This is a genomic window from Dyadobacter sp. AC419 (assembly GCF_979253085.1).
The window spans coordinates 397,148-411,892 of the sequence record NZ_CEEDCD010000027.1; the positions used below are offsets into that span (position 1 = coordinate 397,148).

At 45.3% G+C, this 14,745-nt stretch carries 20 protein-coding genes and 1 pseudogene; 12 read left to right on the forward strand and 9 right to left on the reverse strand.

The genetic code is table 11. The features are described 5' to 3' along the window. Window position 1: 1 nt before the first annotated feature. The 4 genes from AC0IYG_RS26670 to AC0IYG_RS26685 form a co-directional block, all read right to left on the reverse strand. Window positions 2-1,228, reverse strand: coding sequence for an alanine dehydrogenase (locus tag AC0IYG_RS26670; RefSeq protein WP_471714144.1), 1,227 nt, complete (start codon window positions 1,226-1,228; stop codon window positions 2-4). 28 nt (window positions 1,229-1,256) lie between these two features. Then, window positions 1,257-1,679, reverse strand: coding sequence for a tRNA (adenosine(37)-N6)-threonylcarbamoyltransferase complex ATPase subunit type 1 TsaE (tsaE, locus tag AC0IYG_RS26675; RefSeq protein WP_471714145.1), 423 nt, complete (start codon window positions 1,677-1,679; stop codon window positions 1,257-1,259). A 158-nt stretch (window positions 1,680-1,837) separates the two neighbouring features. Next, window positions 1,838-2,449, reverse strand: a complete 612-nt coding sequence (locus AC0IYG_RS26680) for a hypothetical protein (protein ID WP_471714146.1) — start codon at window positions 2,447-2,449, stop codon at window positions 1,838-1,840. Continuing rightward, window positions 2,439-3,125, reverse strand: a complete 687-nt coding sequence (locus tag AC0IYG_RS26685; protein WP_471714147.1) for a Gfo/Idh/MocA family protein — start codon at window positions 3,123-3,125, stop codon at window positions 2,439-2,441. The genes AC0IYG_RS26680 and AC0IYG_RS26685 overlap by 11 nt, the downstream gene beginning before the upstream one ends. 273 nt (window positions 3,126-3,398) lie before the next feature. Here AC0IYG_RS26685 and AC0IYG_RS26690 point away from each other — a divergent pair, with 273 nt between their 5' ends. From AC0IYG_RS26690 to AC0IYG_RS26700, 3 genes and pseudogenes are all read left to right on the forward strand, one after another. Next, window positions 3,399-3,749, forward strand: coding sequence for a twin-arginine translocation signal domain-containing protein (locus AC0IYG_RS26690; RefSeq protein ID WP_471714148.1), 351 nt, complete (start codon window positions 3,399-3,401; stop codon window positions 3,747-3,749). Beyond that, entirely contained in the window at window positions 3,730-4,353 is a 624-nt protein-coding gene (locus AC0IYG_RS26695; RefSeq protein WP_471714149.1) for a sugar phosphate isomerase/epimerase family protein, read from the forward strand. The genes AC0IYG_RS26690 and AC0IYG_RS26695 overlap by 20 nt, the downstream gene beginning before the upstream one ends. Window positions 4,354-4,375: 22 nt before the next feature. Then, window positions 4,376-6,470: pseudogene (locus AC0IYG_RS26700) on the forward strand (outer membrane protein assembly factor BamB family protein). Window positions 6,471-6,476: 6 nt separating this feature from the next. On the opposite strand, the gene AC0IYG_RS26705 reads toward AC0IYG_RS26700, so the two are convergent. Beyond that, window positions 6,477-6,869: a type II toxin-antitoxin system VapC family toxin gene (locus tag AC0IYG_RS26705; protein WP_471714150.1), complete on the reverse strand. Its 393-nt coding sequence runs from the start codon at window positions 6,867-6,869 to the stop codon at window positions 6,477-6,479. A gap of 14 nt (window positions 6,870-6,883) precedes the next feature. Continuing rightward, entirely contained in the window at window positions 6,884-7,012 is a 129-nt protein-coding gene (locus tag AC0IYG_RS26710) for a hypothetical protein (RefSeq protein ID WP_471714151.1), read from the reverse strand. Between the two features lie 209 nt (window positions 7,013-7,221). Here AC0IYG_RS26710 and AC0IYG_RS26715 point away from each other — a divergent pair, with 209 nt between their 5' ends. The 9 genes from AC0IYG_RS26715 to AC0IYG_RS26755 all read left to right on the forward strand — a co-directional run bounded on the left by AC0IYG_RS26715 (window position 7,222) and on the right by AC0IYG_RS26755 (window position 11,072). Further along, a complete protein-coding gene (locus AC0IYG_RS26715; protein ID WP_471714152.1) occupies window positions 7,222-7,617 on the forward strand; it encodes a Gfo/Idh/MocA family protein in 396 nt (131 codons plus the stop codon). A gap of 39 nt (window positions 7,618-7,656) precedes the next feature. Next, window positions 7,657-7,905 (forward strand): Gfo/Idh/MocA family protein, encoded by a 249-nt coding sequence (locus AC0IYG_RS26720; RefSeq protein WP_471714153.1) that lies wholly within the window; start codon window positions 7,657-7,659, stop codon window positions 7,903-7,905. Further along, complete coding sequence (locus tag AC0IYG_RS26725) at window positions 7,869-8,177, forward strand: hypothetical protein (protein WP_471714154.1); 309 nt, start codon at window positions 7,869-7,871, stop codon at window positions 8,175-8,177. The genes AC0IYG_RS26720 and AC0IYG_RS26725 overlap by 37 nt, the downstream gene beginning before the upstream one ends. After that, window positions 8,168-8,260: a hypothetical protein gene (locus AC0IYG_RS26730; protein ID WP_471714346.1), complete on the forward strand. Its 93-nt coding sequence runs from the start codon at window positions 8,168-8,170 to the stop codon at window positions 8,258-8,260. The genes AC0IYG_RS26725 and AC0IYG_RS26730 overlap by 10 nt, the downstream gene beginning before the upstream one ends. Window positions 8,261-9,139: 879 nt before the next feature. Next, window positions 9,140-9,361 (forward strand): sigma factor, encoded by a 222-nt coding sequence (locus tag AC0IYG_RS26735; RefSeq protein ID WP_471714155.1) that lies wholly within the window; start codon window positions 9,140-9,142, stop codon window positions 9,359-9,361. Then, the gene (locus AC0IYG_RS26740) at window positions 9,325-9,669 is read left to right on the forward strand and encodes a sigma factor-like helix-turn-helix DNA-binding protein (protein ID WP_471714347.1); all 345 of its coding nucleotides are present in this window, start codon (window positions 9,325-9,327) and stop codon (window positions 9,667-9,669) included. The genes AC0IYG_RS26735 and AC0IYG_RS26740 overlap by 37 nt, the downstream gene beginning before the upstream one ends. A gap of 93 nt (window positions 9,670-9,762) precedes the next feature. Next, window positions 9,763-9,957: a hypothetical protein gene (locus AC0IYG_RS26745; RefSeq protein ID WP_471714156.1), complete on the forward strand. Its 195-nt coding sequence runs from the start codon at window positions 9,763-9,765 to the stop codon at window positions 9,955-9,957. Between the two features lie 503 nt (window positions 9,958-10,460). Further along, window positions 10,461-10,655, forward strand: coding sequence for a hypothetical protein (locus AC0IYG_RS26750; RefSeq protein ID WP_471714157.1), 195 nt, complete (start codon window positions 10,461-10,463; stop codon window positions 10,653-10,655). Between the two features lie 12 nt (window positions 10,656-10,667). Beyond that, window positions 10,668-11,072 (forward strand): Hsp20/alpha crystallin family protein, encoded by a 405-nt coding sequence (locus tag AC0IYG_RS26755; protein ID WP_471714158.1) that lies wholly within the window; start codon window positions 10,668-10,670, stop codon window positions 11,070-11,072. A gap of 112 nt (window positions 11,073-11,184) precedes the next feature. Here the strand turns inward: AC0IYG_RS26755 and AC0IYG_RS26760 are convergent, their stop codons facing one another. The 3 genes from AC0IYG_RS26760 to AC0IYG_RS26770 all read right to left on the reverse strand — a co-directional run bounded on the left by AC0IYG_RS26760 (window position 11,185) and on the right by AC0IYG_RS26770 (window position 14,723). Next, window positions 11,185-11,628 (reverse strand): hypothetical protein, encoded by a 444-nt coding sequence (locus tag AC0IYG_RS26760; protein WP_471714159.1) that lies wholly within the window; start codon window positions 11,626-11,628, stop codon window positions 11,185-11,187. A gap of 100 nt (window positions 11,629-11,728) precedes the next feature. Next, window positions 11,729-13,024, reverse strand: coding sequence for an FG-GAP-like repeat-containing protein (locus AC0IYG_RS26765; protein ID WP_471714160.1), 1,296 nt, complete (start codon window positions 13,022-13,024; stop codon window positions 11,729-11,731). Continuing rightward, window positions 12,960-14,723: an FG-GAP repeat domain-containing protein gene (locus AC0IYG_RS26770; RefSeq protein WP_471714161.1), complete on the reverse strand. Its 1,764-nt coding sequence runs from the start codon at window positions 14,721-14,723 to the stop codon at window positions 12,960-12,962. Before AC0IYG_RS26770 ends, AC0IYG_RS26765 begins: the two co-directional genes overlap by 65 nt. Between the last annotated feature and the right edge of the window lie 22 nt (window positions 14,724-14,745).

A 14,745-nucleotide genomic window follows, 5' to 3' on the forward strand; every position in this document is an offset into this window, starting at 1 on the left:
CTTACATTCTCGCTGCCAGCAGCAATGTCAAATCCTTATAACGCATGTTAAAACTCCTTGCGATGTGCGAATTTGTAAGCGTTCCTTTGTGGCAATACACTCCTTTCATAAACCAACGATTGGCAAAAATCATTTCCTCAATGCCTCCAATTGTGCCCGTTTGAAGCAAAAATGGCAGAAAAACATTGCTTAATGCGGTGCTCGCCGTGTGCGCAACGCGTGACGGAATGTTGGGGACGCAATAGTGGATGACATCATTGTATTTAAATGTCGGATGCTTGTGCGTCGTCATGCGGGAAGTTTCAAAAGAACCGCCCTGATCAATGCTGACGTCGATAATGACCGAACCCGGCTTCATCTGCGACACCATTTCCTTCGTCACCACCAACGGACTGATCCCGTTTTCTGCACGCATGGTGCCAATAACCACATCGGCCCGCGCAATGGCCTCGCCTAATGTATCTGAATCAATGATGGAAGTGTAAAGGTTTTGGCCAATGGCGTATTTTAATCTTTGTAACCTGTATATATGTTTGTCAAAAACCTTAATGTCCGCTCCTACGCTGATGGCTGCGCGGGTTGCATATTCAGCAACTGTTCCTGCGCCTAAAATCACAATTTTCGTGGGTGGAACGCCGGTTATGCCGCCCAGAATAATGCCCCGGCCGCCATTGGGTGTTGAAAGATATTCGGCTGCGATAAGCAAAACCGTGCTGCCCGCAATTTCCCCCATGGCCCGGATGATGGGCTTCCCTCCTACTTTATCTTCAATGAGCTCGTAACCAATGCCGGTTATTTTCAGCTCGTTGAGTTTTTCAAAATATTTTTTTTCAAGCGACGGCAGGTTCATTGCTGATATAAGCGTCGTGCCTGACCGGATATAACAGAATTCCTCTTCAACCAATGGCTCCACTTTCAGGATCACATTGGCCTGATAAACTTCCTTTGCACTTTGCACGATCTGCGCGCCGGCTTCACTATACTCGTGATCCGAGAGGTTGCCTCCTTTTCCTGCGTCTTTTTCAACCCATACTTCATGTCCGTTACGGACCAGAATCTTAACTGCGTCGGGCGTGAGGGCAATCCGGTTTTCCTGCAATGAAACTTCACGCGGCAAGCCAATATGCAACGAATTCTGATCCTTACGAACCGCCAGCAGCGACTCCTGCGGATACAATGCCGACTGCTTGGCTAGCTCTTCGAAACCGGTAATCTGAGGTTGTGGCATTGAATAGCAAAATGAATGTGAAAAATGATTATAACCTCTTTATACCCTTTTGGCTGTTAATGTTCTCGTGCCGTCTTCGTCCGCCTCCAAGTGGATCAGCAAGATAATTCAACGGCCATAATGACTCGATCTTCCCTGGCCATTCTACGAAACAAAAATACCCGGAGTCAAAATATTCTTCCACGCCCATATCCAGCGCTTCCGTTTCATCCTTAATCCTGTAAAAATCAAAATGATAAACCAGCTTTCCTTCTGCTTCATACTCGTTGACCAGAGAAAAAGTCGGGCTTTGAACGTGTGACCTAACACCCAGTTGCTTGCAAAGTGCTTTGATAAGGGTTGTTTTTCCAGCACCCATATGGCCTTCAAACAGCCATACAGGCGTTTTTTTACCAATTTCCAGCAATTCCGAAGAAACCCTGTCGAGTTCATCCAGTTCTTTAAAATGCATTATAGCAGACGCTCCGACCATGCTACAAAAATACACAATTTGGAAAAACTCATGACATTAATCGCCGACTGTTGTGACACGGCTGGCATAAAAACTCAAAAACCGGAGGCGCGCTTAACGTACCACCGGTTTTTTGAGATATATTTTTGATCAAAAGTTTACACTTTCCATTCGGCTTTCATATCACGTCCGAGAAGCGCATTGGCTTCGGCGTCTTTTTTGAACTCTTCTTTTTTGGGATTCCATTCCAATGAACGCTGCAGCCGGTACGCAATGTTGCCAATGTTGCAAATTGAGGCCGTTCTATGCCCGACTTCTACGTCACAAATCGGCGGCTTTCTCGTGCGTATGGCATTCAGGAAGTCTTTATAATGATTTGTACTGACGTAAACTTTCGAGTTTTCTTCGTTGAAAACCTTGTCTTTCAGTGATTCGGGCGTCGTTCTCAGTTCTCCTCTTGCCACAAAAACCTCCCCGTCCGTTCCCACAAAATGGCAATGCTGCTTGCCTTCCATCGGCCTGTGTACCACTTCGGAGCCATTGGCATATTTATAAACCAAGCCTTTCCCCGGCTGGGAATAAAACAGTTCAACGGGCCCGCTGTCGTCCATTCCAAGTCCCCATTGTGCAATGTCAAACATATGCGCGCCCCAGTCGGTCATTCCGCCGCCGCCAAATTCAATGTAATCGCGCCATTTGGGCCAGAATGTGGCGTCCATCGCAGGAGCGAGTTCGTTATTATAAGGTCTGTTCGTGGCATTAGGGCCCATCCACATTTCCCAGTTCAGGCCCTCGGGCTTCGTTTCTTCTTTCAGGATCCCAGGCTTTCGGCGGTCCGCCAACATTGACAAAAACCTGCTTAACCTTTCCGATTGCGCCACTTTGCACTAATTGCACAGCCTGCGTGAACTCTTTGGCTGACCGCTGCATGCTGCCGGTTTGAAAAACGCGCTTGTGCTTCCGGGTGGCATCCACCATTGCGCGTCCTTCTTTCACCGTTAAGGATAAAGGTTTTTCGCAATAAATGTCTTTGCCGGCCTCAGCAGCACGCACCGCCATGGAAGCATGCCAGTGATCGGGTGCTGCTATGACCACGGCGTCGATGTCTTTTCTGGCAAGCAGTTCACGAAAATCCGCAATACCGACGGCAGATTTGTAATCTGTTTGACCTGATTTTTCAGCATACCATTTATTCACATTGGTCACAAAACTTTCCCGCTTGATCGCATACACGTCCGAAGCAGCCACGATCTGCGTTTCCATTGTGTCTAAAAAACGGTTGCGCAAACCACCGCTTTGCCGGCCGCAGCCAATGAAGCCCAGCGCGATTTTATCACTCGGAGCAAGATATCCTTTCCCCAAAACATGCCTGGGAACGATCATGAAAGATGAAATAACCGCCCCTGCTTTCAGAAAGTTTCTGCGATTCAATGTATTGATTTCCATGTTACAAGAAATTGAGTGCCGATATTTTTCAAAACCCCAGAACCCCGATATTCTACTAAAAAATTCCATATCCCGTGCCGCATTCCGATGCAAATGCCCCATTCCGATGCAAATGCCCCATTCCCGTTGGTTTAAACCAACGGAAAATACTTATTATGAAAAATTTTTTTGGAGCATTCGTATGGACATAAACATTGTCATCATTTAGTAAAAAATCATTTTTTCACACTTATCATCATTGAATTTTCATATGAAAATAAACTCCTAACCCCCATGCCACACAACATTACACGACGCGATTTCCTTATCAACAGCGCAATGGCCGCAACGGCAGCGCCATTCATTGCGGAAAATGCTTTTGCAAAACCGGCAACGACATTTGCAGATGTTCCTAAGATCAATATTTTCTCAAAACACCTGCATTTCCTGAATTATAGCGATATGGCCGATGCGGCTAAGGAGCTCGGGTTTGATGGCATTGACTTAACGATTCGTCCGAAAGGCCACGTTTTGCCAGAAAATGTTGAAACAGACTTGCCTAAGGCGACTGAAGCCATGAAAAAAGTGGGCTTTACGCCCCTGATGTTTTGCACGGCTGTGGAAGATGCCGCTAATCCGGTTTGACAAAAAACTGCTTGAAACGGCTTCCAAGCTAGGTTTCAAATACTACCGCATGAATTGGTATAAATACAATGAGCAGCAAACCATTCCACAATCGCTGGAAGAATATAAGAATAAAATGGCTGAGCTAAGTCAGTTGAACAACAAGCTTGGACTCACAGGATGTTATCAAAATCATGCGGGACGGCTGGTTGGCGCTAGTATGTTTGAGATTTGGCAAATTCTACAAAAAGCCGACCCGAAGAGCATGGGAGCACAATATGATATTCGCCATGCGACATTGGAAGGAGGACTTTCGTGGCAGACGGGTTTTAATCTGATTCGCCCAAGCATTAAAACCATTGTGCTGAAAGATTTTATGTGGGAAAAAACCAATGGAAAATGGGGACCGAAAAGCGTTCCGCTGGGTGAAGGCATGGTAGATTTCAAAACCTATTTTAAATTATTGAAAGACAATAAGGTGGACGTCCCTATTTGCCTGCATTTGGAATATCCGCTAGGCGGTGCGGATCAGGGCGCTGATAAAATTACTGTGGATAAGAAAGTCGTTTTCGACGCGATGAAGAGGGATTTGCAAAGAGCAAAAGAACTTTGGCAGGAAGCATAACCATAAACTGCAACCTGTCACTATGAAACGTCTGGCCTTATTTTCATTGATTTCCATCGTGGTGTCCGGTTTTGTGCTGGCTCCGCTGCTGAACAATGTAGACTGGCCGGAATACAATGGAAATGGTGAAAGGAGCCACTATTCGGCGCTTAATCAGATTAATAAGGATAATGTTGCAAAGCTAAAAGTCGCCTGGACGTATGCCTCGGGCGGGGCGGACACGGCGCGTAACCGCAGCCAGATCCAATGCAATCCGATCATCATCAATGGCATTCTTTATGGCGTTTCGGGTTCCATTCAAGCGTTTGCCGTTGATGCGGCGACGGGAAAAGAAATTTGGAAAAGCGATCTGCCTGACGTTGCAGGAACATTGAGCCGAGGCGTCACTTACTGGTCTGACAATCAGAATAAACGCATCTTTTTTGGTGCTGCAAACTGGTTATATGCGCTCGACGCAACAACCGGGAAAAGCATCGATTCCTTTGGCGATCACGGAAAGATCAATCTTAAAACCGGCATTGAACGGCCTGGCTCAGACGATTTTATATCTTCCAACACGCCGAACACGACCTATAAAAACCTGATCATTGTTGGAGGCAGGGTTGCAGAAAATGAAACTGCGCTTCTGGGCGATGTTCGCGCCTATAATGCATTGACCGGAAAGCTCGTTTGGACATTCCACACCATTCCCGACAAAGGTGAATTTGGTTATAACACCTGGCTTGCGCAGCCTGCACGGCAAAAGTTCGGCGGCGCAAATGCCTGGGCAGGAATGGCCATCGACCGGAAACGAGGCATTGTCTACATTCCGACAGGTTCGGCAGCTTTCGATTTCTGGGGTGGGAACAGGCCTGGCGATAATCTTTTTGCCAATTGTCTTATTGCGCTGGACGCGGCAACGGGTAAGCGGTTGTGGCATATTTCAACTTGTGCACCACGACATTTGGGACCGCGATCCGCCATGTCCGCCTAATCTCGTGACGCTAAATGTCAATGGAAAGCAGGTCGACGCCGTCGTTCAAATTACAAAGCAAGGTTACATTTTCGTCTTCGATCGCGTAACGGGAAAACCGGTGTTTCCAATCAAAGAAACAGCCTTCCGAACGGACGCTATGGAAGGTGAAAAACCTAGTAAAACGCAGCCAATCCCAACATTACCGCTTCCTTTTACACGACAGACTTTTGGTGCAAAGGATTTAAATGCATTCGTAGCTGGTCGCGATTCACTGGAAGGATTACTCAAAAAGGCGCGATTTGGAACGGCATACATTCCTATAACAGGTGATATGACGATTTTTTATCCCGGCACGGATGGCGGTGCGCAATGGGGCGGCGCGGCAACTGATCCTAATGGAATCATGTACATTCCGGCCAAAGAAATTCCGGTTTACACAACACTAAAAAAGAAGGAAGTGCAAGGTGATCAGGCGGTTAACGGGAATAAATTGTATCAATTAAATTGCGCTGCATGTCACGGAGCCGATAAAACCGGAAATCATGATGGCTCATATCCTTCTCTTGTAAATGTTGAAAAACGACTAACAAAAGAGCAGATCACGACCATTTTGCAGAAAGGGAAAGGAATGATGCCGTCGTTTTCGCACATTTCGGATGCTGAAAAAAGTCTGATCATTGATTTTTTATCAAATAAGAACACGGATCAAACGATTGTCAGCACCAACAATGGCAAGGTTCCTTTTCACAACACGGGCTATAATCGCTGGTATGACAAAAACGGCTATCCGGTAAGTGAGCCGCCGTGGGGAACGCTAACGGCTGTGGATCTAAATACGGGCCAACGACGGTGGCAAGTGCCATTGGGAGAATACAAAGCATTGACTGACAAGGGAACTCCACCAACCGGCACGGATAATTACGGCGGTCCGCTCATTACGGCCAGTGGCTTAATCTTCATCGCCGCCAGCCGCGACGAAAAGATCCGGGCATTTGACAAAGAAACCGGAAAGATCCTTTGGACAGCCGATCTGCCCGCAGCCGGTCACGCATCCGCCAGCACTTATTCAGTGAACGGCAAACAATTCATCGTCATAGCCTGCGGAGGTGGGAAGCTAAACACAAAGTCGGGAGATAAATATGTGGCGTTTGCATTGCCGTAGTCTCTGTTAATTCCAGAGAATCGGCACGAGCTGTTGATAGAGTGCAAATTTTTTATCCTGCGTAATAATGGTCAGCTTCTCTGCGATTGCCTGTGCAATGATCATCCTGTCGAAAGGATCGGCATGCAGCTGCGGCAGCTGTTCGAGGATGTCATAATGTTCATTGTCGAATGACAGGGAATGGAAAGAATTAAGCATTGCAATCTGCCGGAACTGTGAAACCGGAACTCGCAAGTCAAGTTTTCCAAGCCCTTTCTTAATGGTCATTTCCCAATATGTAGCATGACTCACGTAGAGCCTGGTTTGGGGAGAATTAAGGACTTCGCTCACTGAGTCGCAGAGCTTTTGATTGTCGTCAGAATGCCAGAGTAAAATGTGTGTGTCTATGAGATAATTCATTGTAAATGGAAATGTTAGCAGGGAAATCCGGGTGGAATGAAGTCGTCGAAGTCTGCTGAAACGTGATTAAACATGCCTTTGCCCCAGCCCGGTTTACGTAAATCCGAATTTTGTTTTTTGACATCCAGAAGATTATTAACCATATCAATCAGGTTCTCATCGTCAGTGCTGATGATTTTTTCAATAATATCGATTTTCTTTTCTTGGTTGTCATGGCAGCAGCTTTATGTCTTAGTCAAATATAATGTCATTAATTTAAAACTCAAATATCAGAAGCTGGGCCGGGCACCCTCTCCCCTTGCTGCTTCCCGTTCAAAAGTTACCTTTGTTATTATTGTCTAAAAATAAAATTATGGCTTCAAGAATTCTTAATGTTGGGTTGATTGGCTTTGGGTTGTCCGGGCGTTACTTTCATTCTCCTTTCCTTAGCACCAATCCTGGTTTCAAGATCAAAACAGTGGTTGAAAGAAGTAAAAACGAAGCACAGGAATTTGATCCTAACATTGGCAATGCGCGGTCCGTAGAAGAGCTTTTAAGCGACGAATCCATTGACGTCGTTTTCATTTGCACACCTAACGAAACGCATTTTCCGTATGCAATGGATGCTCTGGAAAATGGGAAGCACGTGGTCATTGAGAAGCCATTTGCAGCGACAGAAGAGGAAGCACGCCAGCTCGTTGCGGTGGCAGCTGAAAAAGGATTAATCCTGACCGCTTACCAAAACCGCCGCTGGGATCTGACTTTTTAACCATTAAAAAACTCATTGCCGAAGATAAATTAGGAGACATTGTCGAATACGAATGCCGTTATGACCGTTTCAGATCCGGTTGTTTGCCAGACAGAATCGTGGAAAGAAAAGAGCGTTCCGGTCGGTGGAAACCTTCCTGATCTCGGCCCCCACCTGATCGATCAGGCGCTGATGCTTTTTGGCGAACCCGAAACGGTTACTGCTGAAATTCGGTCTGTTAGGCCAATAGCGAAATCGATGATTATTTTGATGTGCGGCTGGGTTATACAGATAAGCTGGTTATCGTAAAGTCCAGCCTGATGGTCTATGAAAATTTCCTGCGTTATCACCTGCACGGAACCAAAGGCTCATTTATAAAAGGCGGGCTGGATCCACAGGAGGAAACATTGCGCAAAAACGTTTTGCCAACTGAAAAGCCCTGGGGCGTTGAACCGGAGAATCGTTGGGAAAGCTTTACAGTGAGGATTTCAGGCGTGGTTGAAAGTGGAAGCGAGGAGATTATGCGCCATTTTACCAAAATATTTATGACGCAATTGTCGATGGTGCCGAACTGGCTGTGAAGCCCGAAGAAATTATCCGCACAACACGTGTGATCGACCTGGCCTTTCAAAGCAGTAAGGAGAAGAAAGTGTTAAAATTCTGAAATAGAAGGCTTAGAAATGCAAAATGCAGTCACGATTGTGACTGCATTTTTTTTTCTGACGGGCAGGTCCGTGTGAATTATTTAACCGCTGTTACCAGACGCTTAGTTTCAGTTTGAATTACAAATGGTTTTGAAGAAATCTCGTTGCCATTGTTTACGATGAAGCTGTAATTTCCATCAGCAAGGTTTGACAAGTCGAAGATTTTCGAGTAATTCTCAGATTTTGGAAGGATCGTGCTGTAAACGATGTCTCCGTTGAAATCTTTGATAACCAGTGAAGATCTTTCTTTTTACATTATCAAGCGTAAGTTTGAATTTCAATTCGCTTGTTGACACCAATTCAATTGATGCGTTATTTTCTTTTGCTTTGTCTGCGGCGATAGAAAGGTTTGCAGCTGATACTCCCACCAAAACTGCGAATTGTCAAAATAGTCTTTTTCATTTTCCTAATGTTAATGTCTTGTTTGAGTTTTCTTTCGTACTTTTCAGATATTATACTAAATCTATTATTTCAAATCACTCTCAAACCCTCGCTTTACTTAATCTTGCGTTGTTTGATGATGTAAATGTAGATAACATTACGAATAGAAAGCAATAGCCAAGTATTCAGTTAGTTAAAGTTGCTTTTCGTTGTTATCTAATAATATTAGAATAGTTATATGTTTATAACAAAAGTACAACAAGTAGTTTGAAATTTGACAAGGAAAAATACAATACGCTTTTCGGCCGTCTTTGTACTATTCTAATAATAACCATTCATTAAGTCCTTCCTCTTCCAGCACAAAAAAATCCTCATGCATTTAAAGTATTTTCGTAGGTCACACGTCTAGCCAGATATTACAACTTCCAACCTTCATTTTGTCACAAAAAAGGCCAAATATGATTCAGACTGTCGCGGCGTATAGCAAGCAGCTTATGGGCTTTATCCGCCAGCGCGTCAATACGGATGAGGACGCTGAGGACATTTTGCAGGATGTATGGTTCCAGCTGAGCAGTGTGCCTGAGATTGAGGCGATTGAACAAATAGGAAGCTGGCTTTATTACGTGTTGCACGCAACCGCATTATCGACAAATACCGCAAGCAAAGGCCGGATTCCCTAGAAGATTATGGCTATGAAGATGAGGATGGAGAATTTTATTTCAAAGACATTCTGCTCGCGGACGACGGCACACCGGAAACCGTTTATATGAAAGAGTTATTCTGGGAACAGCTGGGCATTGCATTGCAGGAATTGCCTGAGAATCAGCGGCAGGTTTTCATCTGGAATGAATTGGAAGACCAGACGTTCCAGCAAATAGCTGACAGGACGGGCGAAAATATCAAAACATTGATTTCCAGAAAGCGCTATGCGGTCCAGCACTTGCGGCAAAGACTGGAAAACGTGTATCAGGAGTTTGTAAATTATTAATTTTGTCAATCATGAATCAGCGACATACATATAAGAAACGTTTTTGGATGTTTCCGATTTTCGGATTGGCGGCGGCTTTGTTGCTGGGCGCTTTTGTGCGTTGGTTATGGAACGCGATTTTTGCCTGACCTGCTCAATGTCAATCCGATCACTTACTGGCAATCGGTGGGGCTCATTGTATTGTGCAGGATATTGTTTGGAAATTTTGGCGGCGGGCCGGGTCGCTGGAACAAGGAAAACTTCGGCAATAAATTTTCCGGAGAAGGCGGCGGATTCGGAGGGCCGTGAGAGAAATAAATGGATGCAGCATGACGGCACGAAGACCGGAAGAAGTTCCGGGAGGAAATGCGCGCAGGCGCTGCGGCAAGCCGCCAGAAAATGAATAACCCAACAAAGCCCGGCCTGAAAAGCCGGGCTTTTATTTTTTTTAGCAAATCCTTAAAGTAATTATATCTGAGCCGGCCGTCTGCTATGATGTACACCCATTGTGCACATCATGAACGCAAACTCAAAAGCCATGTTAAATCAAATTCTCAGAAAACCATTGCCGCAGCGGACTACTCGCAGGAATTGCCCTATTTCTCATCCCGTTCCTGCTTATTAAAGTGCTCTTCTTTTTCTCTTTATCGGATCAATTTTCCGGCTGTTTGGCGCGCGCGGTCGCGGATACAGAAGGTGGAGACATTATAACCCCTCCTATTTTGACCGGTTTCTGAAATGCAGCATCCGCATGGTGGAAAAAGAAGGACTTAAAGACTCCATTTTACCAAAATCCAAAAAATATCTAAGCCATGAAAAAAAGCACAAGAATGCTGCTCGGCGTGACCGTTGCATTGGTCACAGCGGCCAGCTTACACTTCACCGTCGGACACCGGTTTTATCACCGGGCGTTCGGCCATTATGGTTACCGCGATTGCGGCAGCCATTGGGAACAGGACGCTCGTCGCGATGCTCCAAAGCAGGAAAACTCAATTTTTAACAACTAAATGGAAAACAAAATGTGCGGAAATAGATTTGGACAGCGTGGTTATGGCATGCGTCATGAATATTCAGGAAGACAGTTTGGCGGCAGCCACAATTACCGGGTGCCAGTGAACATTATCAAAAACGACAACGATTACGACCTGATGGTTTTTGCGCCAGACCGGGCAAAAGACGACTTTAAAGTGAGCATTAAGGGACACGAGTTAATGATCTCTTATGTTGCCGACAATGAAAAGGACACCAGTAGAAACTGGATCAGGCATGAGTTCAGCAAAACATCTTTCGAAAGAACTTTTGTAATTGACGAAACGGTGGACGCGGACAACATTAAGGCGGAATATACCAACGGAATCCTGCACCTCAACCTGCCCATTATTCCAGGTTCGGAAAAGCCAGCGCAGGAAATTACCGTGATTTGATTTTTTAAAGCTTACTTTCTTTACATAAAAAATAGCCCGGACGAAAAATCGTTCGGGCTATTTTTTATGTATTTGAATTTCCTATTTAATCACCCGCTTGGCCCCCTTAGAATCAATAGCGACTGCTCCTTCTGCATTGGCCGGCAAAAACAGCAAGTGAGACGACTGGGATAAGAATGATGACCCGTAACCCGGCTCTTCGCGTCTGGTTTTCCCGCCTTTCAATTTGACTAAGACGAGTCGTTTCGGTTGGCATTAACGGATATTTCTCAACTGCAAAGTGGCTAAGGTGAAAGCGCACAGAATCCTTGTTTTGTGAAGTTGCCGTCATCCAGTTGTTGCCGCCGGCCGCAAACTTGACCAGACCTTTTGCATTGCCCATGGCTGCATAACCACTTTTTGCTAGACTTGTAGGTTTGAATTTCCCCTTTCCGTCACCCATTAACACGAGTCCGTAAAAAGCATCATAACGACCAACGGAAACTTCTGAGCCATAATCATTTCCGGAAAGGAGCACATCCATATTTCCGTCCTGGTTGAAATCATCGGCAATCATTCCGAAAATTGGGGCAACCTGCGCCTGAACGGGCAGTTCGCGCAGGGCAAATTTGCCATTTCCAGGTTTTCAATGTAACTGCTTTTCATCCAGTTGGCTGTCACGTGCAATGCGTCTTTGAGTTCTTCGGGTTTCGAATTTCGGGTAAACTTACCTGCGCAAACTTTTTATATTCCTGAAAACGCTGACGCACCTGGATAATCTGCTTGCCCATGTCATCGCGCGTGTTGTAGGGAAACTCTTTGTATGTGTTGTCATCGGCTCTGTAATAAACTGTTGGAATTGCATCGAAATAGCCGTCGTTGTTGAAATCCTTTGCATACATGCTCACAGGCCGGTTTTCAGAAGCACGTGCAAGCGAATTAAGCCCGAGATTTCCTGCGATGTAATCCATATCGCCATCATTATCAAAATCTGCCGCCGTAATGCTTCCCCACCAGCCTTTTTTGTTTTCCAGGCCCGTAGTCGCTTTTTTCGAGTTTTCCTTTTCATTTTTGAAAAAAGTAAGCGGCATCCATTCGCCTGCAACGAGCAAATCCACCCAGCCATCATTGTCATAATCGGTCCATAATGCGTCGCAAACCATGCCAATATTTTGCAGTTCAGGAGCGACTGACTGCGTTACATCTGAAAACTTGGCAACGTTCTGCTGCGAATCATTGCGGAGCACAAAGCTTGAAACCGATTTCGGATATGCCCCGGATTCCACACGGCCGCCTATGAAAAGGTCTAAATCGCCGTCTTTATCATAATCGACTGCTTTAATGCAAGAGCCATTTACCAAAAACTGAGGCAAAGCGGCCGAATCCAATGAGAATTTGCCTTTTCCATCATTCAGATAAAGCATTGTTTTTAACCCTTGAGAACCGGCGCGGATTTCATAACTGCCGCTCACAATGCAGAGATCCAGGTCCTTATCATTGTCGGCATCAAACAAAAGCACACCCATATCTTCGGTTTCCTTTGTCGCGCCTTCGACCCCGGGAAGCAGATCTGAAACCTTGAATTTCCCATTGGACTGCTGCATTAGAAACCTGCCTTTGAAACTCACTGCGCCTCCGATAAAAATGTCATCCAGCCCATCGCCATTCACGTCACCAGCCGCCATTGCCGGACCAAATTGGGACAGTTTGTGCGGTAGCAGTTTCTGTACATTAAAATCAATCACGTCCATTTCCTGATGCCGGTAAGGCAGATTAATGGAAGCAGTCATGTCAGAAAACAGCGGTGCGGTCGTCTCAACATTTTCACCTGATTCCACAGGAGCGGTGGCGTTGGTCTCGGAGAATGTGATTAATTGATTGGCAGGAATGTTGCTCATCACCTGCGTTTTACCACCCGGCCATGTCACTTTTATATGATCGATTTTCCGGCTTTTGCCAATGCCAAAATGCACAACCGGCTCTATAGTTGATAAATAACCCCGGTAAGGAGAGTTTTTCAGAGATTTGCTGCATGGTGTCAGCATACATAATTTCAGCAATGGCTCCGATCCCCGCTTTATTGTAACGCGCTCCTTTAAACGCAACCCTCAGATAATTGCTTTCCGCTGGTTTGATCTGAATGCTGTTATTCCTGTAAACAAATGCAGAATCATTGATATTGTTCACTACGAAATCCAAATCACCATCATTATCCAGATCCGCATAAGCAGCGCCATTTGAAAAACTCGCTGTTTCCAAGCCCCACTGATCAGTAACGTCTTCAAAACCCAGGTTGCCCTTATTTTTAAAAGCGAAGTTGGCGATTTTCACAGTCGGAATGTATTCCAGCATAGCCAAAGGCTCCACCAAACTGGACACTTCATTACGATAAGCGATAAAATCCAGATCTGTAATGTCTTTTGGAAAACCGTTGGTGATGATTAAATCCCGCATGCCGTCGTTGTCGAAATCTGTAACCATTGGCGTCCAGCTCCAATCCGTTTCCGCAACGCCGCTCAGCAACCCAATTTCACTGAAAACCGGAGTTTTGCTTTTCCCGTCGGGCGATCCCAGGTTCAATTGCAGCGTATTTCTCGCCACCTGATATTGATAGCCAAAAAGCTCGTTATTCTGATAAGTGACGTAACTGTTTGCGGGCGTCATCATTTTTTTCCGGCGGTTGGTGGCCGGCATCATATCCACTGCGATTACGTCCACAAGTCCGTCATTATTGATGTCGGCCACGTCATTGCCCATTGCCGAGTGAGACGTGTGCTTGAATGTGGACGGCGCTTTGTCGGTGAAAGTCCCGTTTCCATTATTAATGTAAAGCAGGTCATTGGTGAGATAATCGTTGGTGACGTAAATATCTTTCCAGCCATCCTGATTAATATCCGTCACATTGACGCCCAGTCCATAACCCTCGATCAGGATTCCAGCCTCTTTTGAAACATTGGTAAAAACTGGATGCTTCAAATCCGCATTCCAGTCGTTTCTGTAGAGTCTGTCGGTTCGTCTTGAAGAGCCGTCGATGATTTTTTGGTGATATCTGTTGGGGAAATTATTGTCGTCCATTTCGTTAACGACCAAAAAGAGATCCAGATCGCCGTCGTTGTCGTAATCTAAAAAAGCGGCGTTGGTTGTGTGCGTAGTGTCGGCAATGCCGTACTCTTTTCCCATTTCCTTGAAAACAGGAACTTTGTTCTTATCCAGACCCTGATTTACATAAAGCAGGTTTTCTCGCTCGCTGGCCACTTCCCGAACTGACGAGCATACATAAATGTCCAGCAGATTATCACTATTAATGTCAATGAGTGCAACGCCGGTTGACCATTTATTTTTAGCCTCCACGCCAGCTTTTTGCGTAACGTCCTCAAACTTGAAGTCACCTTTGTTCAGATATAATTTGTTATCAACAGAATTTCCGGTGAAGTAAACATCCGGCAGGCTATCATTATTAAAATCTCCCAACGCCACACCTCCGCCATTGTACACATACTCGAACGCCAGAATGTTCATCGTATCATTTTCGGCAATGCGATTGGCGAACTGAATGCCCGTTTCGTCACTATCCAACTGGGTGAATGTTTTAAGCTCTTTTTTGCAGGATGAAAATAGCAATGCAGCAAAAAATGCTGTTAACAAATACTTTGAGGGCAAAATTTGATTCATTGGATTTAAAAAAATTGGACTT